The organism is Caulobacter sp. FG121 (assembly GCF_057809815.1).
Genome location: NZ_JBMDKR010000004.1, coordinates 77,197 through 96,706, shown reverse-complemented (window position 1 = coordinate 96,706; position 19,510 = coordinate 77,197). Strand labels below are relative to the sequence as shown.

Here is a 19,510-nt window from a genome sequence, read left to right as displayed (position 1 = left end):
AGTAACCCGTTGATCCTGAACATGCGTAACGCCGGTCGGACCGCTGTCCTGGCCGCCGCCCTGCTTGCGGCTTCCATGGCCGGAGCCTGCCATGCGGAAAGTGCGGCTTCGCCAGCCGCGACCACGCCCGCCCGGATCGTGCTGACGCCCGTCACGGAGCCCCTGACGATCGACACCGCCAGCGGCGTGAAGGCGTTCAAGGTCGAGATCGCCGACGACGACGCCGAACGTGAAAAGGGCCTGATGTATCGAACGACCCTGGCCCCCGACGCCGGCATGCTGTTCGAATGGGAACGCGCCGCGCCACGCGCCTTCTGGATGAAGAACACCTACATCCCGCTCGACATCATCTACATCGGAGCTAACGGCCGGATCATCTCGATCGCCGCCATGGCCCAGCCGTTCGATGAGACGCCCATACCCTCACGCGGCGACGCGAAGGCCGTCCTGGAGCTTGCCGGCGGTCGCGCCGCACAGCTTGGCATCGACCTGGGCGACCAGGTTCACCACCCGATGTTCGGCCAGTGACGGACGAGACCGTTCCGGCGCCGCCGGAGGGGTTCAAGCCCAGCGCCCGAGGCCCCTATACGACGCACAACGGGCCGTTCTTTCACCGCATCGAGAACGATCGGCTGGAGCACGCCTTCTTCGTCCTCAAGCGGCACTGCAACAGCCTGGGCATCGTCCACGGCGGCATGCTGTCGACCTTCATGGATGGCGTGCTGGCGAACGCCGTGGGCCGCGAAACAGGCACGGCCTCGGTGACCGTGCACCTGTCGCTCGATTTCCTGTCGATGGCCCGGGCCGGCGACTGGGTCTACGGCGAGGCCGTCGTCACCCGCAAGACGAAGGACCTGATCTTCGTCGAGGGGCGAATCCACACCGGCAGCCGCGACGTGATGCGGGCCACCGGCATCTTCAAGCCCGTCCATCGGCGCGCGGACCAGCCGGCGCCCGGCGCACGGCCTAAGCCAGACTGAGCACGACCTTGACGCAGTCGCCGTGATGCTGCGCGGCGATGGCCGCATTGATCTCGGCGAACGGGAAGGTCTTCACCAGCTTCTCCACGGGCAGGCGGCCGGCCTTCCAGTGGGCGATCAACTCGGGGAGGAAGACGTCCGGGTCGCTGTCGCCCTCAATGATGCCGCGCACGGTCTGGCCGAACGTCAGAACGGTCCCGAGGTCGCCGGGCAGCGGCGTGCCCGCCGGCGGGATGCCGACGATCCCCAGCACCCCCTTGGGGGCCAGGGCGCCCATGATGGCGGTCAGGGTGTCGGGTCGGCCCGTCGTGTCGAAGGCATAGTCAACGCCCTGGGGCAGGATCGCGCGGACAGCCGCTGCCAGGTCCGGACTGGCGGCCGGGTCGATGACATGCGTCGCGCCGAGCTCGGTGGCCAGCGCCCGCCGCGCCGCGTGCGGCTCGACGACGATGACAGTTCCGCAGCCCTGGATCTTCGCGCCCATGACCGCCGAAAGGCCCACGGCGCCGCCGCCGGTGATCAGCAGGCTGGAGCCTGTCGGACAGGCCAGGGCCAGCATGATGCCGCCGGCGCCCGTCTGGACGCCGCAGCCGAGCGGCGCGGCAAGGTCGAAGGGGATGTCGTCCGGCAGCTTCAGGACGTTCGCCTCGTAGGCAAGGGCGTAGGTCGCGAAGGACGACTGACCGAAGAAATTTGACGAGACAGCCGTGTCGCCCTGCTTCAGCGCCTTGGACCCGTCCGGCCGCATGCCGATGTAGTTCAGGGCCGGCATTGAATAGCAGTAGGCGGGATCGCCGCTCTTGCAGCGGTCACACTGGCCGCAGGAGCGGAAGGTGAGGGCCACCCGGTCTCCGGCGACGACCTTGGTCACGGAGGCGCCGACGCGCTCGACCACGCCCGCGCCTTCATGACCCAGCACGGCGGGCATCGAGAAGGGCATGCCGCCCTCCCGGGCGACCAGGTCGGTGTGGCAAACGCCGACGGCGGCGATGCGGACGAGGATCTCGTCGGCGCGCGGCTCGTCCAGTTCGACGGTCTCGAGCGTGAAATCCTGGCCCGGGGCGCGGGCGACGGCGGCGATTACCTGCATGGTCGAATCTCTCAAGCGGTCCAGAGGTCGTAGGTGTCGTGGTCCAGCGCCTGGATGCAGGCCCCGCGGGTCATGGTCAGGAACAGGGCGTCGCCGCGCTCGGTGCGCTCGACCGCGATGGCCGAAAAGACGCCCATGAACACGCCGTGGACCGCCATGCGACGATAGTCGGTCCAGCAGTCCGCCGCGCTGTAGTCACTGACACCGAGCCGGCGCAGTTCTTCGTGATACTGCCCGATCAGTTCGCGCTCATGCCGGCGTCGAAGATCCGGCGAAATGCCGGCGCTCAGGAAATAGGTCACGTCCGTCATCCCGTGGCCGATGGCCAGCGTCTGCCAGTCCAGCGTGCCCATGCGGCGGGTTCCGCCCTGGATGTCGAACAGGATGTTGTCGAGCCGGAAGTCGCCGTGCTGGACCGTGAACGGTCCCTCGGTCACGCCCTGAAACTGCGGCATGATCTCCGGAAGGCGGGTGACAAGAGCCATATGCTCGTCGGCCAGGACGCCGTCGTAGCGCTCGCGGAAAGCCCCGATTATGCCGGGCAGGGCGGCGATGATCGCCGGGAACATGTCCGGACTGGACGCCAGCCAGGCGATGTCCTTCAGCGAGGGATCGTTCCACCGTGGGGCGTGCAGGGCCGCGGCCTCCAGCATCGCGGTGCGGGCGTCATCGATCGAACAGCCGGTCAGCTGATCGCCGGCCCGGGCCGGGCCGAAGTCCTCGAAGATCAGCGTGAAGGCCGAGGTTTCCGGATCGATCCCGGCGAAGTGGGTCCGGGGGGTGATGATCCCGACGGTCGAGGCCACTTCGCGATAGAAGCCGACTTCGCGACCATAGAGATTGAACGCCGCGCCCGTGGCCCGGCTACCGGGATCGGCGGCGGCGAACTTGCCGACCACGCTGGCGGGCGCCGTCTCCGGTGCGCCCTCATAGCCCAGGGTGATCCGGTAGCTGTCGCCGACGAGGCCATTTCCGACCGGTTTAATGTCAATCGAGGTCACCCGGCCCGTTGGCAGAGCGCCGGACGCCCGCAGCACGGCCGTCATCCAGTCGGGGTCTACGGCGTCGATGGTGGCGGCGATGGCGGGTTGCGTCATGTCGTGTTTCCCGATCGCCGACGGACTTGGCGCCGCCTGGCGAAGGCTGGTCCCTGAAATCACCGCTAGACCATCCCTGGCGGCGCTGGAACCATCTTTAGGCCGATCACCCAACGGAACCGCAACCGACATGCGCAATACGTTTGCTACCGGCCGCGAAGCTTTGTAGAGCAAGCCCTTCCGTGATTACGGGGTGTGGCGCAGTCTGGTAGCGCATCTGGTTTGGGACCAGAGGGTCGGAGGTTCGAATCCTCTCGCCCCGACCACGGAAACGACTGACCGCAGGAGGCTCCGCATGCTCGCGCGCATCTATCGTCCCGCCAAGACCGCCATGCAGTCCGGCAAGGCCAAGACGAAGGACTGGCTCCTGGAGTTCGAGCCGGCCGCCGCGAAGCGCACCGACCCGCTGACCGGGTGGACCCAGTCCACCGACATGAACGGCCAGGTGCGGCTGACCTTCGAAACACGGGATGAGGCGGTCGCCTACGCCCAGCGCCACGGCATCGCCTTCCAGCTTTTCGAGCCGAAAGAGCCGAAGAAGATCATCAAGGCCTACGCCGACAACTTCGCCACCAATCGCCGGCAGTCCTGGACGCATTAGCGGGGGTCGTGCGTCCTTCGAGACGCGGACCTGGGGGTCCGCTCCTCAGGATGACGAAGCAGGTTGGATTGCACTACTGTTCGTCATGGTGAGGAGCGAGGCCCCGGCCGAGCGTCTCGAACCACGCAAGAGCACCGTCGAAGACCCCATAGCTCAACCGGATAGAGCACCTGCCTTCTAAGCAGGGGGTTGCAGGTTCGAGTCCTGCTGGGGTCGCCATGGTCAGGCGCTGTAGGCGTCCAGGCCCTTGCGCAAGTCGGCGATCAGGTCGGCGGGGCTCTCCAGGCCGACATGCAGGCGCATAAGCGGGCCGCCGTAGGCGATATCGACGGTCCGTGAGGTCAGCTGCTTGTCACAGCTGATGGCCAGGCTCTCGAACCCGCCCCACGAAAAGCCCAGCCCGAAGATCTCCAGAGCATCGAGGAAGGCCTCGACCTTCGCGGGCGACCCGGGCCGCAGCACGAAGCCGAACAGGCCGCAGGTCCCGCTGTAGTCGCGCATCCACAGGGCGTGGCCGGGCGCGCCGGGGAGGGCGGGATGCAGGACGGTCAGCACCTCCGGTTGCCCGGCCAGCCAGCGGGCGACCGCCAGTCCGCTCTCCCCCTGCCGTTCCAGCCGGGTGGCCAGGGTGCGCAGGCCGCGCAGGGCCTGATAGGCGTCGTCGGGGGCCACCGACCACCCATGGTCGGCGATGGAGGCCTTGATCAGCGCGCCGGTCGCCGGATCAGCCGTCGTGACCGAACCCAGGAAGACGTCCGAATGGCCGCAGACATACTTGGTCAGGGCCTGGACGCTGATATCGACCCCCTGCGCAAGCGGCTTGAACAGCAGGCCCGCGGCCCAGGTGTTGTCGGCGATGGTCAGCACGCCACGGGCGCGGGCGGCGGCGGCGATGGCGGCCACGTCCTGCATCTCGAAGCTCAGCGAGCCGGGCGACTCCATGACGATCGCGCGTGTTTCGGGAGTCGCCAGCGCCAGCACCCCTGCCGCGTCGAGCCGGGGATCATAGTACTGAACGGCGACGCCGAACCGCGCCAGGACCCGATCACAGAAATAGCGCACCGGCCGGTAGACCGTGTCGACCACCAGCAGATGATCGCCGGACTTGAGCACGGCGGTGATCGCCGCGGTCATCGCCGCGAGGCCTGACGGATAGAGCTGGACGTCGGTCGCACCTTCAAGCTCGGCGAGCGCGTCCATCAAGGCGAACTGCGCCGACAGCCCGGCGCGACCGTAGCCCAGCGTGCCGTCGTAGAGGGCCTTCGCGCTGGGCAGCAGCACCGTTGAGCCACGCTGGACCGGCGGACTGACCGTCCTGGCTTGAAGGGCCGCGACATGACCGGCGTGGATCAGGCGTGTTTCTTCGTCCATGCGGGTTGCCAGCCTTGGCGTCGGGGAGCGATGGTTGCCCACTCCCATAGGGCGGCTTGGCGCCGTCGATCAAGGACGCCTCGCCGTGAAACGACTCGCCCTGGCCCTGTTGCTTGCCGCGCTGGCCAGCGGCTGCGAGCGTACGGCGCCGGTTTCGAGCGCGCCGGACAAGGCTCCGGTCGTTGATGAGGCCGGCGCGACGGCTTCGGCAAACCGGACCCTGACGGCCGTGAAGGCGCGCGGAGTCCTGCGGTGTGGCGTCAATCCCGAGCTCGCGGGGTTTTCCCATCGGGATGCACAGGGGCGCTGGAGCGGCTTTGACATCGACTTCTGCCGCGCGCTCGCCGCCGCGGTGCTGGGCAGTCCGGAACGGGTCGCCTTCATACCGCTGACCAACGACATGCGGCTTGCGGCCCTGAAAGCGGGACAGGTCGATCTCCTGTCGCGCAACACCAGCTGGACCTTCAGCCGCGATGCGGGCGAAGGCGTCGATTTCGCGGGCGTCAGCTACTACGACGGCCAGGGATTCCTTGCGCCACGCGACCTTTCACTGCAGAGCGCCTCGGAGCTGTCGGGGGCCAAAATCTGCGTACAGTCGGGGTCGACCAGCGAGTTGAACCTGCGCGACTGGTTCAAGACCCGTTCGATCAACTGGATGCCAGTGCTGGCGCCGACGCTGGAACGGGCGCGTGCGGATTACGAGCAGGGCGTCTGCGACGTGCTGTCGGCCGATATTTCGGCCCTGGCGTCTGCAAGGGCGACCCTCGCCGACCAGACCGCCCATGTGCTCCTGCCTGATGTGATCTCCAAGGAGCCGCTCGGCCCCGTCGTGCGCCAGGGCGACCCCGGCTGGACCGACATTGTGCGCTGGACCCTGAACGTCCTGATTCTGGCCGAGGAGGCGGGGATCACCCGCGAGAGCGTCGATCGGCAACGCAAGGCAGCGACGGCGCCGGAGGAGCGGCGCCTGCTGGGAGCGGACACAGGCTACGGCGGCATGCTGGGACTGGACGACGCGTGGGCCTACCGGGCCATCAAGGCCGTGGGCTCCTATGGCGAGGTGTTCGACCGCAACCTCGGCAAGGACTCGGCGCTGAAACTGGAGCGCGGCCAGAACGCGCTGTGGAGCGCGGTGAAACCTGGCTTGCTGTATTCGCCGCCGTTGCGGTGATCAGGCCGGGCCGGTGACCACCGGGACATCCTCGCGGCCGCCCCATTCCGTCCAGGAGCCGTCGTAGAGCGCCGTGCGCTCCTTGCCGAGGCGGGCGAGACCCAGCGCCAGAATGGCGGCGGTGATGCCCGATCCGCAGCTGGTGATGATCGGCTTGTTGATATCAACGCCGGCTTTGTCAAAGATTTCAGACAGCTGTGCGACTGACTTCATAGTGCCGTCCGGGGCCAGAAGCTCGCTGGACGGGACGTTGCGCGCGCCCGGCATGTGACCGCTCCGCAGGCCCGCGCGCGGTTCGGGCGTTTCGCCGGTGAACCGACCGGCGGGACGAGCGTCGACGACCTGCTCCCGGCCGGTCTCAAGCGCCTTGCGAACCTGGGCGAGATCCCGAACCAGGTCGTAGCTGAGCCGAGGGGTAAAATGCCGTTCCCGCGGCGGCGCCGGCATGTCCGAGGTCGGCCGCCCTTCGGCGATCCACTTCGGCAGGCCGCCGTCGAGCACCACCACATCGAGGTGACCCATGGCGCGGAAGGTCCACCAGACGCGGGCGGCGGAGCGCAGGCCCAGTTGGTCGTAGACCACCATGCGCGACCCGTCGCCCAGTCCCAGCTTGCGGACCCGCGAGGCGAACTTCACCGCGCTGGGCAGCATGTGCGGGAGGGAAGAGGTCTCGTCGGCGATGTCGTCGATGTCGAAGAAAACCGCGCCGGGAATGTGCGCCAGGGCGTACTCGGCCTTCGCGTCGCGCTCCTCCTGCGGGAAGTACCAGCTGGCGTCGATGATCCGGACATCGGGCGCCTGCAGGTGGTCAGCGAGCCAGGCGGTGGAAACGAGCGGATCAGCCATCGATTGGTCCCCTAGAGCCAGCCGGGAACCGGAAGGCCGCGTTCCTTGAGGAACGCCGGATTAAACAGTTTGCTCTGATACCGCGATCCGTAGTCGCACAAAATGGTCACGATGGTGTGGCCGGGTCCCAGATCGCGCGCCAGAGCCATGGCGCCGGCGATATTGATGCCCGTTGACCCGCCCATGACCAGACCCTCGTGCTCCGCCAGGTCGAAGATGATGCGCAGCATCTCCTCGTCCCCGATGCGATAGACATGGTCGATCGTCAGGCCTTCGAGGTTTGCTGTAATGCGGCCCTGACCGATGCCCTCGGAGATCGAGGTCCCCTCGGCCTTCAATTCGCCGGTCGTATAGTAGCTGTAGAGCGCCGCGCCGCCGGGATCTGCGAGGCCGATGGCGATGTCCGGTTTGCGGGCGCGCAAGACCGCCGCCACCCCCGCCAGCGTACCGCCCGAACCGACGGCGCAGATGAACCCGTCGACCTTGCCGCTCGTCTGTTCCCAGATCTCAGGGCCGGTGGTGCGCTCGTGCGCCTGGCGGTTGGCGACGTTGTCGAACTGGTTGGCCCAGATGGCGCCATTGGGGTCGGTCTTCGCCAGCTCATCGGCCAGCCGGCCGGAATAGCGCACGTAGTTGTCAGGGTTCGAGTAGGGGACCGCATCCACCTCGACCAGCTCGGCGCCGGCCAGACGAATGGCGTCCTTCTTCTCCTGGCTCTGGGTCCGCGGGATGACGATCGTGGTCTTGTAGCCCAGAGCGCTGGCGACCATGGCCAGGCCGATGCCGGTGTTGCCGGCCGTGCCCTCGACGATCCGGCCGCCAGGTCGCAGCAGACGCCGGGCCTCCGCGTCCCGGATAATGCCGAGCGCCGCGCGGTCCTTGATCGACTGGCCGGGGTTGAGGAATTCAGCCTTGCCGAGGATCTCGCAGCCGGTCGCTTCGCTGGCGGCCTTCAGCCGGATCAGCGGGGTATTTCCGATCAGATCCAGGACACTGGCGGCAGCGGACATAGGCGTTTTCCGGCGGCCGAACGACGACCTGATGGTCCAGCCTACATCATGCGCGCCCGCCGGATCGCAACCCCAGAATATCTGAAGGCGCCCTAGGCTCTCGACAGACCCAGCTGGATGACGTTGGTCCGCTCGGTGCGGAAGCCGGCCTCGCAATAGGCGAGGTAGTATCGCCACATCTTGCGGAAGCGCTCGTCGAATCCGAGGCGGCGGATATCGTCCCAGGCGGCCTCGAAACGGCGGCCCCATTCGGCAAGCGTGTCGGCGTAATGCTGGCCAAAGGCGGGCGCCTGGTCCCAGGTCAGACCGGCGCGGCCGGTTTCCTGCCTCAGCCGCGTCTCGCTGGGCAGCATGCCGCCCGGGAAAATGTACTTCTGGATGAAGTCGGCGTGGCGGCGGTAGCCCTCGAACAGCTCATCGCGGATGGTGATGATCTGCAGGCCGGCGCGGCCGCCGGGCGAGAGCACGTCGTGGATTTTGCGGAAATAGGTCGGCCAGTATTCCTCCCCGACGGCCTCGAACATCTCGATCGAGGCGACGCGGTCGAACTTGCCGTCGACATCGCGGTAGTCGACGAGGCGAATGTCGGCCTTTTCAGCCAGCCCCTTCTCGAACAGCCGTTTCTTCGCGAAATCATACTGTTCCCGCGAAATGGTGATGCCGGTGACCGTTGCGCCGACCTCCGCGGCGGCGAATTCGGCGAAGCCGCCCCAGCCACAGCCGATCTCGAGCACGCTCTGGCCGGACCGCAGGTCCATCGAACGGGCGAGGGCGGCGTACTTGTGTGTCTGGGCCAGGTCCAGCGGCTCGCCCGGCTTCTCGTAGACCGCCGAGCTGTAGGTCATCGTCCGGTCCAGCCAGCGCTCGTAGAAGGGATTGCCCAGGTCGTAGTGGGCGTGAATGTTCTTCTTCGAGCCTTTGCGGTCATTCCGGTTCAGCATGTGGCTGACGATGTTGATCGCCCGGACAATCGGGTTACCGCTGACCAGCGCTTCCAGCCGGTCGAAGTTGAGGGCGAACGCAGACAGCAGGGCCGCCAGGTCAGGACTGTCCCATTCCCCGGCCATGTAGCCTTCGGCGAATCCGACCGAACCGGCGACAAGGCAGCGGCGGATGAACCGGTAGTCCCTGACAATCAGCCGGGCGTCCGGACCCGGCTCGCGGCCGTGACAGGGAATTTCGGTTCCGTCAGGGAGCACCCAGGTGAGGGTCCCTTCGCGCCAGTTGTCGGCGCAGATCCGGACCCCGGTGCGGAACACCGCCGGGGCGTTACGCAACGCGTCGGGTTCGCTGGCGCGGCCTTTCGGGGCGTGTGTCAGGTCCGTGAACGTCATGTCCGCTACTTTCCGTCCTGCCGAGAGTATCATGGTTTTTTCCCGTCGCACGAGAGAGAAGTGTGGCGCGGCTTGCGCCGACATCAGGTGAGGGTGGCCGGCTAACCAGTGGAATACCCTTCAGGAACAGCCGAAACGCTTCCCAATGGATCGTCGCGAGGACCTTGAGGGTCATCAGCGGCATGGCGAAGAACTGCCCGAGCAGCGCCCGGTCGGTGAGCGGCCGGCGTTGCAGCGCCAGTGTGGCGGTAAAGTCAGGACGTCCGTCTGTGGATTTGACGATCGACAGATTCAGATGTTCGGACGGCGGGGTGACATCGAACCTATAGTCGCCCTCCACCGCGAAGAACGGCGATACGAAAAGGGCCTTGGGGACCGTCTGGCGCTGCGGGCCGTTTCCGGAAGCGGGAGCGACGTAGGCGTGGGTCTGGCCGAACGTGCTGTTGACCTCATAGATGACCGCCTCAAGGTTCCCGGCGATGTCCTCGACGTAGACCAGCGAAATCGGATTGAAGACGAAGCCAAGGACACGGGGGAAGGTCAGCAGGCGGATCCGGTGGGCCGTCGCAGCGACATCGGTTTCCTTCAGCCGCGCCTCGACCCAGCTGCGGAGGGACCGCCCGTCGCGCCAGCCGTGGTCACGGTCGTCGATGGAGAAAAGCCCAAACCGCCCCCGACGCAGGAGGATCAGGCCGGCGAGGTCCTCGTCGAGGCGGTTGACATCCAGCAGGAGCTGAAACAGCGAATAGCGAAACCGGTGTGGCTTTGGCGACAGGCGGTTGTGAACCGTCTCGCCGACATAGAGGGCCGCTGTCATGCGGCGGCCGCCAGCGCCGCTGGCGATTCGCTGAGGTCGGCGACGCGATGGTCGACGAACGCCCAGGGTGCCTTGCCCCCCAGAGCCAGCGCCACCTTCACGCCCGAGGTCACCCCGTCCTCGTGGAATCCGTACCCAAGCCAGGCCCCGGCGTACCAGACGCCGCCCCGTCCCTGGATGCGACCGAAGCGGCGCTGGGCGGCGAGCGCGGGCGTATCGAACTGGGGATGCTCATAGTCGAAGGCGGCGAAGGTCAGGTCCGGGTTCGGCTCCGGGGAATTGAGACTGACGAACAGCGGGCGCGTCGCGTCGAGGCCCTGCAGATTGTTCATCCAGTATGTGACGTAAGGGTCTGATTTCTCACCCGTATTGGTAACGTAGTTCCAGCTTCCCCATGCGGACTCCCGGCTTGGCATCAAGGCGGGATCCCGGTGCAGGAACGCCCGGTTGGGGGCGTAGCGGATGGCTGACAGCAGGGCGCGCTCTTCGCCATCCGCGTCCGCCAGAACGGCGAGCGCCTCGGGTGCGTGACAGGCGAGGATCACGTGGTCGAACAGCTCTTCGCGACCCTGGCTGTCGAGGACCACGACGCCGGCGTCGGTGCGGCGCACCTCAAGAACTTGGGCGTTGAGCCGGACGCTGTCGCCGAGCGCCGCGCCGATCTTCTGCACATAGCGGCGGCTGCCGCCGACCACCGTGCGCCACTGCGGGGGTTTGAACTGCAGCAGGCCATGGTTTTGGAGGAAGCGCAGAAAGCTCTCTGCCGGGAAGTCGCCGATGCCGCCCTCGGTCGTCGACCAGATGGCCGCGCCCATGGGCAGCAGGAAGCGATCGCGAAAGCCGCCGCCGAACCGCCGCAACTTCAGCCAGGCGCCGAGGGTGAGATCGTCGATTCCGCCTTTCAGCAGGTCGGTGCGAGCGACCGCATAAAACCGCCGGATATCATTGAGCATGCCCAGGAAATCGGGCCGCACGAGGTTGCGCTTCTGGGCGAAGACGCCACGCGGAAAGTTGGAAGACCATTCCACGCCGCCGCCGGCGCAGGCGAAGCTCATGTCGGTCAGGCGGGTCTCGACATCGAGCGCTCCGAACAGACCGCGCAGGTTTGGATAGTTCTCTTCGTTGTAGACGATGAAGCCGGTGTCGACGTCGATCGCCTTGCCGGAATAGTCGATGGTCACGGTGTTGGCGTGGCCCCCGAGACGGTCGTCGGCTTCGTAAACGACCAACTCGTGCAGGCCTTCGAGCGCCCAGGCGGCGCCGAGCCCGGCGATGCCGGATCCGATGACGGCGATCTTCATGCGGCGCTCCTGACGGCGGCATAGGCGGCGAGGGCGCGGTCGCGCGCCCTGGCGTGGTCGACGATGGGGTGGGGATAGGTTTTCCCAGGCACGACGCCTGCCTGGCGAAGGTCGAGCGGCGAGGCGGTCCAAGGCGCGTGGATCACATCGTCCGGCAGCCTTGCGAGTTCCGGGACCCATCGACGGACATAGTCACCGGCGGCGTCGAATTTCTGACCCTGGGTTACAGGGTTGAAGATGCGGAAATACGGGGATGCATCCGCGCCTGATCCCGCGACCCACTGCCAGTTGGCGGCGTTCTGGGCGATGTCGGCGTCGACCAGAGTGTCCCAGAACCAGCGCTCGCCGGCGCGCCAGTCGACCATCAGATCCTTGATCAGGAACGAGGCGACGATCATCCGGACGCGATTGTGCATGAAGCCGGTCGCCCACAACTCGCGCATGCCGGCGTCGACGATCGGGTAGCCGGTCTGTCCGCGCGTCCAGGCCTGGAAACCGGCGTCATCGTCGCGCCAGACAAACTGGTCGAAGGCCGGCTTGAAATTGGCCGTCGGCAGATCCGGCCAGTAGAACAGGATGTGGTGATTGAACTCACGCCACCCCAGTTCGGCGAGGAACTTGTCGGCTTGCGCCTCCGGCGCATCGCCCATCGCCGCGGCGGCGTGGACCGCCCGCCAGACCTGTCGCGGACCGATTTCGCCGAAGTGCAGGTGCGGCGACAGGCGTGAGGTGCCATCGACGCCGGGCAGGTCCCGCTGAGCGCTGTAACCGTCGATGGCCCCGGTGAGGAATTGCTCAAGCCGCGACCGCGCGCCCGCTTCGCCTGGCGTCCAGTTCGAGAAGCCCGTCGACCAGTCAGGCGAATGCGGGTGCAGGGCCCAGTCGGCCAGTCTGTCGCTGTCGGGCCAGACCTGCGGCGCGGCGATCGACGGCGACGCGGGCGTCTCAGGCGGAACGACTGTCAATCCCCGGGCCGCGCGCCAGTAGGGTGTGAACACGCGATAGGCCTCACCCGAGCCGTTCTTGACCGCCCAGGGCTCGTTGAGCAGCCCGCCGTTGCAGGACACCGCCAGAAAGCCGTCGGCCGTCAGGTCGGACTTGATGGCGCTGTCCCGGGCGACCGCGTGCTTGTCGTACAGACGGTTCCAGTACACCGCCGTCGCACCGGTCGTGGCGATGATCTCGTTCAGCTGATGAGCAGGATCGCCGCGTCGCAGGATGAGCCGCGAGCCGCGCGCTTGCAGATCGGCCGCGAGCGCCTTCAGCGACTTGTCGAGCCACCACCGCGTTGCGCCGCCGAGCGGGCGGGCGTCGGGCGTGTCGTCGAGTATATAGACCGGTATTACGGGTCGACCGCCCGCGGAGGCTTCCGCCAGGGCCGGATTGTCCGTCAGCCGCAGGTCCTGGCGCAGCCAGACAACGGCGGGCGCGGCAATCTGCAAAGGTACTGTTGTGCTGGTCACGAGCGGTCTACGGCCTTGATCGCCGGTCGGATCATCGGCCCGGCAGGCGGATCAGGGCGGATAACGAAGTCTTGCGCGCCGTCTTGACCACCCCCACGTCAACGCTCACACCCTGACCTCATGGATCTGGCTTCCCTTCAGTCACTGCTGTCCGCCGTTTCCGGGGTTCGCGTCGCCTGCGTTGGTGACGTGATGATCGACCGGTTCGTCTACGGCGAGGTTCATCGGACCTCGCCCGAGGCCCCTGTGCCGGTGCTGGCGCGGGGTCGTGAGACCACCATGCTCGGCGGCGCCGGCAACGTGGCGCGAAACGTCGCGGCGCTGGGCGGCCTGGCGGCTTTGACCGGCGTGATCGGCGATGACGCCGCCGCCAACGAGGCGCTCGGGCTGATTGGCGCTGAAGCCGGGATGGAAGGCCATCTTGTCGCCGAGCGCGGCCGGCCGACGACCGTGAAAACCCGCTATGTCGCGGCCGGCCAGCAGCTGCTGCGCGTCGACTCCGAAGATTCCCGGGCCGCCGGGAAGGAGACCGAGGGACGCCTCGTCACAGCCGTACGCCACGCCGCGCGCGAGGCTGGCTGCATCCTGCTGTCCGACTACGGCAAGGGCGCGGTGACCCCGGCGGTCATCGAGGCCTGCCTTTCCGCCGCTAGTGCGTCGGGCGCCGTGCTGATCGTCGATTCCAAGGCCCGAAGCTTCGCTCGTTACGGCGCGGCGGACATCGTCAAACCCAACGCCGCCGAACTGGCCGCGGCCACCGACCTGCCGACGGACACCGACGACCAGATCGAGGCCGCCCTGGCGCGGGCGCTCGATCTGTCCCGGGCAAAGGCGGTGCTGGTCACCCGCGCCGCCAGGGGCATGAGCCTCGCCGTTCGCGGGCAGCCGGTGCGCCACTTCCCCGGCCGGCCAAGAGAGGTGTTCGATGTCTCCGGCGCCGGCGACACCGCACTGGCGGCGCTCGGTCTGGCCCTCGCCGCCAAGGCAAGCCCGGAGGATGCGGTGACGTTCGCCCTGCTGGCGTCCGGCGTCGTGGTCGGCAAGGCTGGCACCGCTGTCGCCACGCCGCAGGATCTGGTCGAGGCCGAGATCGCGGCCCATCTTGCCCCGTCCGAAGCCAAGGTCGTTCTGCCCGCCCAGATGGCCGAAAAGGCCGCCGCCTGGCGCGCCCAGGGCCTCAAGGTCGGCTTCACCAACGGCTGCTTCGATATCCTGCACAAGGGTCACGTCGCCTACCTCGCCCAGGCCCGCAGCTGGTGTGACCGGCTCATCGTCGGGGTGAACAGCGACCGTTCCGTCCGCGCGCTGAAGGGCGAGGGGCGTCCGGTCAACGATCTGGAATCCCGTGCCCTCGTGCTGGCCGGGCTTGGCTCCGTCGACCTTGTCGCGCCGTTCGACGAGGACACGCCGGCCGAGCTGATCAAGGCCGCCCGACCTGACGTCCTGATCAAGGGCGCCGACTACACTGTCGAAGGCGTCGTCGGCCATGACCTGGTCGCCTCCTGGGGCGGAGAGGTGAAGCTCGCCGCCATCGTCGAGGGCTATTCCACCACCGCCGCCATCGCCCGCATGATCGAGAAAGCCTGAGTTCCATGAGCCGCCGCATCATCTTCGTCACCGGCGGGGCCGGCTTTATCGGTTCCAACATCATCGCCAGGCTGGCCGAGGATCCGTCGCTGGATCTGGTGGCCTGTGACTGGCTGGGCGGCGCGGATCTCGGCAAGTGGCGCAATCTCGCCAAACACCCGATCGGCGACTTCGTGGCCCCCGAAAACATGATGGAGTGGCTGGAGAAGCGCTGGCAGGACGTCGCGTTGGTGATCCACATGGGCGCCATCAGCTCAACCACCGAGCCGGACGCCGACAAGATCATCCACCAGAACTTCGGCCTGTCCCGCGACCTCTTTCGCTGGTGCGCCGACCGCCAACGGCGGCTGATCTACGCCTCGTCGGCGGCCACCTACGGCGACGGCGCCCAGGGGTTCGATGACGACAACGACCTGAACGCCCTCAAGGCGCTTCGCCCGCTGAACACCTACGGCTGGTCCAAGGCCCTGTTCGACGTCTTCGCGGCCCGCCAGGCGGCCCGCGACTACGCCCCGCCGCAGTGGGTCGGCCTGAAGTTCTTCAACGTCTATGGCCCCAACGAGGAGCACAAGGCGTCGATGAAGTCCGTCGCCTCGCAGATCTGGCCGCATGTGCGCGAGGGGCGGGCGGTCCAGCTCTTCAAGTCCCACAATCCGGACTACGCCGACGGCGGCCAGCTGCGTGACTTCGTCTACGTGCGCGATGTCGCCGACGTGGTGCAGTGGCTGAGCGAAAACGAACAGGTCAACGGCGTCTTCAACCTGGGTTCGGGCAAGGCCCGGTCCTTCAAGGACATGGCCGAGAACGTGTTCAAGGCCGCCGGCCGTGAACCGCAGATCGACTATATCCCGATGCCGACCTCGATCCGGGACAAATACCAGTACTTCACCGAGGCGAAGATGGATCGCCTCCGCGAGGCCGGATACCCGGGACAGATGACGCCGCTGGAAGACGGTATCGGCGACTATGTGGGCGGGTTCCTGAACGCCGCGGATCCCTATCGCTAGGGTTCTCGACGGTCGGTCACTCGTGTAACGCTGGCGCCATGGCCGTAACGGGATTCAAACGCTGGATTGCGCTGGGAGTCGCGGCTTTCGTGATCGTCCTGGCCGTGGTCGCGTTCGTGCTGCGCGGTGATATCCTGCGGACGTCGCTCGACCCGAAGGTTCCGTTCCAGGCCTATACGCCCCCGAAAGCGCCGAACTACGCCGAGACCCGCGCCTGGGTCCTTCCGATCGATGAGCATCCCGCCGCCAGCCTGCCGGCGGACGTCTTCTTCATTCATCCCACGACCTACAACGGCGGCAAGCACTGGAACGCGCCGTTCCGCGATCAGGACGCGGCGCGACTGCTGGACCGGGTCATGCTGCCCAACTATGCCGGACCCTTCGCGCGGGTCGGGCGGATCATCGCCCCCCGCTATCGTCAGGCGAGCCTCTATTCGCAGCTGACCCTTCGCGAAGATGCGCGCGCCGCGCGGGCCTTCGCCTACACCGACATCCGCGCGGCTTTCCGCTACTGGCGCGCTCACCAGGACAGCGGGCGACCGCTGGTGCTGGTCGGCGTGGAGCAGGGCGGCTTGTTGGCGGAACGTCTGTTGCGTGAAGAGATTGCGCCGGATCCAGCGCTTCGCGCCCGTCTTGCCGGGGCCTACCTGATCGAAACGGTCGTGCCCGCCGCGGGCTATGGCGGGGACGCTCCGACCCCCACCTGCACGCGCCGCAATCAGGCCCGCTGCGTCGTCGCCTGGGCCACGCCGCCCAACGGGGACCGCCGCGAAATGCAGGAGCGGGCCCTGGTCTGGGACGACAGCGGCGCGCTGGTCGAGCTCGGGGATCGCGCGGCCCTCTGCGTCAATCCGCTGACCGGCGCTCTGAACAATGATCCGGCGGGCGAACGCGACAATATCGGCGCCGCCAATGCCAGCGGCATGGGCTGGGGCGTCCAGCCGCCCTTCCTCAAGCGTGAAGTCCGCACCCGCTGCGTCGACGGCTTCCTTGATGTGTCAAAGCCGAAGTCCTCGGCCTTCCGCCCCGCCCGGGGCTGGGCCGACCGGCTGAAGGTCGCGCCCTACAACCTGTTCTATGGCGATCTGGAGACTGATGCGCAGACGCGCGTCTCGATTCTGATGGGCCGTCAGATGTACGGCCGCGCCGCGCCGCCGATTACCGACTCGGTCGCTGTCACGACCTCTCCGGTCCACAGGATCGACTAGCTGTGGCTCTGCCCGCCCTGTCCGGCGCGCTCTGGCGTCACCCTGATTTCCTGAAGCTGTGGTCAGCCCAGACGGTATCGGCCTTTGGCGCCCGCATTACCCGCGAGGGACTTCCGCTAGCGGCCGTAATGACCCTGGACGCCAGTCCGGCGCAGCTGGGCGTGCTGGCGGCCCTGTCGATGGGACCGGGACTGCTCGTAGGCCTTGTCGCGGGCGGATTCGTCGACCGCACCAGCCGTCGGGCGATCCTGATCGGAACCGACCTGCTCCGCTCCGCCGTCCTGATGACGGTGCCGATGGCCGCGTGGCTACATCTTTTGGGGATGGAGCAGCTGTACATTGTCGCGGCGCTCGTCGGGGCGGCGACGGTGCTGTTCGACCTGGCGGACCGGGCTTTCCTGCCGTCGCTGGTCGAGACGGACGACCTGATGGAGGGCAACACCAAACTCACCGTCACGCAGTCCACCGCCGAGATCGGCGGCCCGGCCGTGGCGGGCGTCCTGTTCCAGCTGCTGACCGCGCCCTTCGCCATCGCCATCGATGCGGTGACCTATCTGCTCTCGGCGCTGCTCCTCGGCGGCATCAAGGCCCGGGAGACGGCCGTCGAACAACCGGCCGGGTCGCAACACTGGGCGGCGGACCTCGCTTTCGGCTGGCGCACGGTCATGGCCGAGCCCCGGGTGCGACCACTGCTGTTCCTGTTCGCGCTGCAGATGACCTTCTTCGCGTTCTTCGGCAGCCTCTACGCCCTGTTCGCGCTCAAGACCTTGGGGCTGACGCCGGCGGCTCTGGGCGTGACCATCGCGGTCGGCGGAATCGGCGCCCTGCTTGGCGCGGTCCTGGCGCCCCGGATCACCAGAGTGCTGGGCGTGGGGCCGGCCATCATCGTCTGTGGCGTGATCGCGGCCGCGTCCTTCTTCCTGATTCCGTTCGCCCCCGCCGATCCGGTCTGGGGCATGGTGTTCCTGATGGCCTCGCAGCTGGTCGGCGATGCGTTCGGTGTTGCGGCGATGATCCCGACGACCACCCTGCAGCAGACCCTGATCCCTGAGGACGCGCTCGGACGGGTCGGCGCCATCTTCCAGATCGCGCGAGGCGCCGGCTTCATCATCGGGGCGCTGATATGCGGCGCGCTGGCGACATCCATCGGCGTGCGCGAGGCCCTCGTCACCGCCTGCGTCGGCCTTCTGCTGGCCGAGCTGATCCCTGCGCTGTCGCCGTTGTGGAGCCTACGAGCCCTGGGTGAGGGTTCTTAGCCCGCTGTACTGCGGCTGATCGATCCGCACCTGATCGATGATGCTGGACTTCATATGCGCCAGAACCGCCGGATCCAGCGGATCGATGGTTCCATCCTGGATGCCGTCGCAGAGCGCGGCATTGAGAGTGGCGAAGTCGCCGTCGCGGCCGAGCAGGGCGCGGAGGCGGACAACGGCGGCTTCCTCTGCGTCCGGCCCTTGCTGGATCTCGCGCTTGACGGCGGCCAGGGCGTTGACGGCCACCCGGCAGAGGAAGGCGTCGCGGTCCTTCAGCTGCGGCGCGGCGCGCTCCTCGATGAACCTGATCACCGAGTCGATCAGTTCGGGGGCGGTGGGATGGGTGATCATGCCGCGCGCTCCAGCAACGCCATCAGGTCGATCTCGCATTCCGAGGTGCGGCGGCCGATCATCGCCCGCTCGACTGACGGGTCGGTTCCGTTGGCGAACGAGGCGTACATGCCCTCGCACATCACGCCCCACTTCAGGGAACCCAGCATCTGCCAGTACAGCACCCGCTCCAGCGGGATCGGCGTCCCGCCGGCCGCCTCATAGCCGGCGAGCAGGTCGGCGTAGTCGCCGAAGCCGCCGACGGGCTTGGCGCCGCCGAACCGCCAGGACGCTGTACAGACCCAGCCCATGTCCTCGGCAGGGTCGCCGATGTGGACCAGCTCCCAGTCGAGCACCGCGGCCAGGCCGGTCTCGGGGTGGAACATGATGTTCCCGTTCCGGAAGTCGCCGTGCAGCATGACCGGGCGGTCGAGCGGCGGCGCGCGGTCCTTCAGGTACCGGAAGGCGGCCTCGAGGATCGGGCGGCGGGCGCCCAGGTTCCGGTAGACCGTCTCGTACTTTTCCAGTTCGTCCAGCGCGCTCGACCGGTTCAGCGGCGGCAGGTTCTCGTCGAGCGGAATCGCGTGAATGCGGGCCAGGGCCTCGCCGCACTGGTAGGCCAGCCGGGGGCGGATGGCGGCGAAATTGTCGTCGCGGGCGATGCGCTTGCCGAGAGTCTCCCCCTCGACCGCGGCCATGACATAGGCCTCGCCGACATCGCTGTCGGGATCGCAGATGGCCAGCACCTCCGGCACCGGCGCGCCCTGCAGGGCCGCCGCACGGATCAGCGCCGCCTCCGTCGCCAGCGGCGTCTGGGTTCCGGTGACCCCGGCGGTCCCGGGCGGCTTGCGACGAAGGATCAGCGGCCGGCCGTTATCGAGGCTGAAGGCCCAGGTTTCCTGGCTGGCGCCGCCGGACAGGCGACGAAGGCCGGAGATGGCGGAACCGCCCAGCTCTGGGGCGATATCATTGAGGGCCTGGTTCAGGTCGGTCACTGGCACGTCCGGTCTTGCGTCGTTCGAGACGCCCGCTGACGCGGGCTCC

The 19,510-nt window shown here is 67.5% G+C and carries 19 protein-coding genes and 2 tRNA genes; 10 read left to right on the top strand and 11 right to left on the bottom strand.

Going from position 1 to position 19,510, the window contains the following annotated elements:
- Positions 1–21: 21 nt before the first annotated feature.
- Positions 22–528: a DUF192 domain-containing protein gene (locus ACODSL_RS11975; RefSeq protein ID WP_488900921.1), complete on the top strand. Its 507-nt coding sequence runs from the start codon at positions 22–24 to the stop codon at positions 526–528.
- On the top strand, positions 525–980 hold the full coding sequence (locus ACODSL_RS11970) for a PaaI family thioesterase (RefSeq protein ID WP_488900920.1): 456 nt from the start codon (positions 525–527) through the stop codon (positions 978–980). Before ACODSL_RS11975 ends, ACODSL_RS11970 begins: the two co-directional genes overlap by 4 nt.
- On the opposite strand, the gene ACODSL_RS11965 is transcribed toward ACODSL_RS11970, so the two are convergent.
- Together ACODSL_RS11965 and ACODSL_RS11960 are read right to left on the bottom strand one after the other, a co-directional pair.
- Positions 967–2,070 (bottom strand): NAD(P)-dependent alcohol dehydrogenase, encoded by a 1,104-nt coding sequence (locus ACODSL_RS11965; protein ID WP_488900919.1) that lies wholly within the window; start codon positions 2,068–2,070, stop codon positions 967–969. The two genes, ACODSL_RS11970 and ACODSL_RS11965, sit on opposite strands and share 14 nt — an antisense overlap.
- 11 nt (positions 2,071–2,081) lie before the next feature.
- The gene (locus ACODSL_RS11960) at positions 2,082–3,167 is read right to left on the bottom strand and encodes a phosphotransferase (RefSeq protein ID WP_488900918.1); all 1,086 of its coding nucleotides are present in this window, start codon (positions 3,165–3,167) and stop codon (positions 2,082–2,084) included.
- 189 nt (positions 3,168–3,356) lie between these two features.
- Here ACODSL_RS11960 and ACODSL_RS11955 point away from each other — a divergent pair.
- The 3 genes from ACODSL_RS11955 (at position 3,357) to ACODSL_RS11945 (ending at position 3,987) form a co-directional block, all read left to right on the top strand.
- Positions 3,357–3,433: transfer RNA gene (locus ACODSL_RS11955), tRNA-Pro, on the top strand.
- A gap of 29 nt (positions 3,434–3,462) precedes the next feature.
- Positions 3,463–3,768, top strand: a complete 306-nt coding sequence (locus ACODSL_RS11950; RefSeq protein ID WP_488900917.1) for an ETC complex I subunit — start codon at positions 3,463–3,465, stop codon at positions 3,766–3,768.
- Between the two features lie 142 nt (positions 3,769–3,910).
- Positions 3,911–3,987, top strand: a tRNA-Arg gene (locus tag ACODSL_RS11945).
- Between the two features lie 3 nt (positions 3,988–3,990).
- Here ACODSL_RS11945 and metC read toward each other — a convergent pair.
- Positions 3,991–5,139, bottom strand: coding sequence for a cystathionine beta-lyase (gene metC, locus ACODSL_RS11940; protein WP_488900916.1), 1,149 nt, complete (start codon positions 5,137–5,139; stop codon positions 3,991–3,993).
- Positions 5,140–5,224: 85 nt separating this feature from the next.
- Between metC and ACODSL_RS11935 the strand changes: the two genes are divergently transcribed.
- Entirely contained in the window at positions 5,225–6,310 is a 1,086-nt protein-coding gene (locus ACODSL_RS11935; RefSeq protein WP_488900915.1) for an amino acid ABC transporter substrate-binding protein, read from the top strand.
- On the opposite strand, the gene sseA is transcribed toward ACODSL_RS11935, so the two are convergent.
- The 6 genes from sseA to ACODSL_RS11905 form a co-directional block, all read right to left on the bottom strand.
- The gene (gene sseA, locus ACODSL_RS11930) at positions 6,311–7,156 is read right to left on the bottom strand and encodes a 3-mercaptopyruvate sulfurtransferase (protein ID WP_488900914.1); all 846 of its coding nucleotides are present in this window, start codon (positions 7,154–7,156) and stop codon (positions 6,311–6,313) included.
- Between the two features lie 11 nt (positions 7,157–7,167).
- Entirely contained in the window at positions 7,168–8,166 is a 999-nt protein-coding gene (locus ACODSL_RS11925; protein ID WP_488900913.1) for a cysteine synthase A, read from the bottom strand.
- A gap of 92 nt (positions 8,167–8,258) precedes the next feature.
- A complete protein-coding gene (locus ACODSL_RS11920; RefSeq protein ID WP_488900912.1) occupies positions 8,259–9,500 on the bottom strand; it encodes a class I SAM-dependent methyltransferase in 1,242 nt (413 codons plus the stop codon).
- Entirely contained in the window at positions 9,436–10,317 is an 882-nt protein-coding gene (locus ACODSL_RS11915) for a DUF1365 domain-containing protein (protein ID WP_488900911.1), read from the bottom strand. The genes ACODSL_RS11920 and ACODSL_RS11915 overlap by 65 nt, the downstream gene beginning before the upstream one ends.
- Complete coding sequence (locus tag ACODSL_RS11910) at positions 10,314–11,618, bottom strand: NAD(P)/FAD-dependent oxidoreductase (RefSeq protein WP_488900910.1); 1,305 nt, start codon at positions 11,616–11,618, stop codon at positions 10,314–10,316. Before ACODSL_RS11910 ends, ACODSL_RS11915 begins: the two co-directional genes overlap by 4 nt.
- Positions 11,615–13,081, bottom strand: coding sequence for a cryptochrome/photolyase family protein (locus tag ACODSL_RS11905; protein WP_488900909.1), 1,467 nt, complete (start codon positions 13,079–13,081; stop codon positions 11,615–11,617). The genes ACODSL_RS11910 and ACODSL_RS11905 overlap by 4 nt, the downstream gene beginning before the upstream one ends.
- Before the next feature lie 120 nt (positions 13,082–13,201).
- On the opposite strand from ACODSL_RS11905, the gene rfaE2 reads away from it, so the two are divergent.
- The 4 genes from rfaE2 to ACODSL_RS11885 are packed head-to-tail and all read left to right on the top strand — an operon-like array spanning position 13,202 to position 18,139.
- A complete protein-coding gene (gene rfaE2 / locus ACODSL_RS11900) occupies positions 13,202–14,668 on the top strand; it encodes a D-glycero-beta-D-manno-heptose 1-phosphate adenylyltransferase (RefSeq protein ID WP_488900908.1) in 1,467 nt (488 codons plus the stop codon).
- A gap of 5 nt (positions 14,669–14,673) precedes the next feature.
- On the top strand, positions 14,674–15,675 hold the full coding sequence (gene rfaD, locus ACODSL_RS11895) for an ADP-glyceromanno-heptose 6-epimerase (RefSeq protein WP_488900907.1): 1,002 nt from the start codon (positions 14,674–14,676) through the stop codon (positions 15,673–15,675).
- Between the two features lie 38 nt (positions 15,676–15,713).
- Positions 15,714–16,883, top strand: coding sequence for a DUF3089 domain-containing protein (locus ACODSL_RS11890; RefSeq protein ID WP_488900906.1), 1,170 nt, complete (start codon positions 15,714–15,716; stop codon positions 16,881–16,883).
- A gap of 2 nt (positions 16,884–16,885) precedes the next feature.
- Positions 16,886–18,139: an MFS transporter gene (locus tag ACODSL_RS11885; protein WP_488900905.1), complete on the top strand. Its 1,254-nt coding sequence runs from the start codon at positions 16,886–16,888 to the stop codon at positions 18,137–18,139.
- Here ACODSL_RS11885 and ACODSL_RS11880 read toward each other — a convergent pair.
- Together ACODSL_RS11880 and ACODSL_RS11875 are read right to left on the bottom strand one after the other, a co-directional pair.
- Entirely contained in the window at positions 18,113–18,487 is a 375-nt protein-coding gene (locus tag ACODSL_RS11880) for a DUF6285 domain-containing protein (RefSeq protein ID WP_488900904.1), read from the bottom strand. The two genes, ACODSL_RS11885 and ACODSL_RS11880, sit on opposite strands and share 27 nt — an antisense overlap.
- A complete protein-coding gene (locus ACODSL_RS11875; protein ID WP_488900903.1) occupies positions 18,484–19,461 on the bottom strand; it encodes a phosphotransferase family protein in 978 nt (325 codons plus the stop codon). The genes ACODSL_RS11880 and ACODSL_RS11875 overlap by 4 nt, the downstream gene beginning before the upstream one ends.
- Positions 19,462–19,510: the final 49 nt, after the last annotated feature.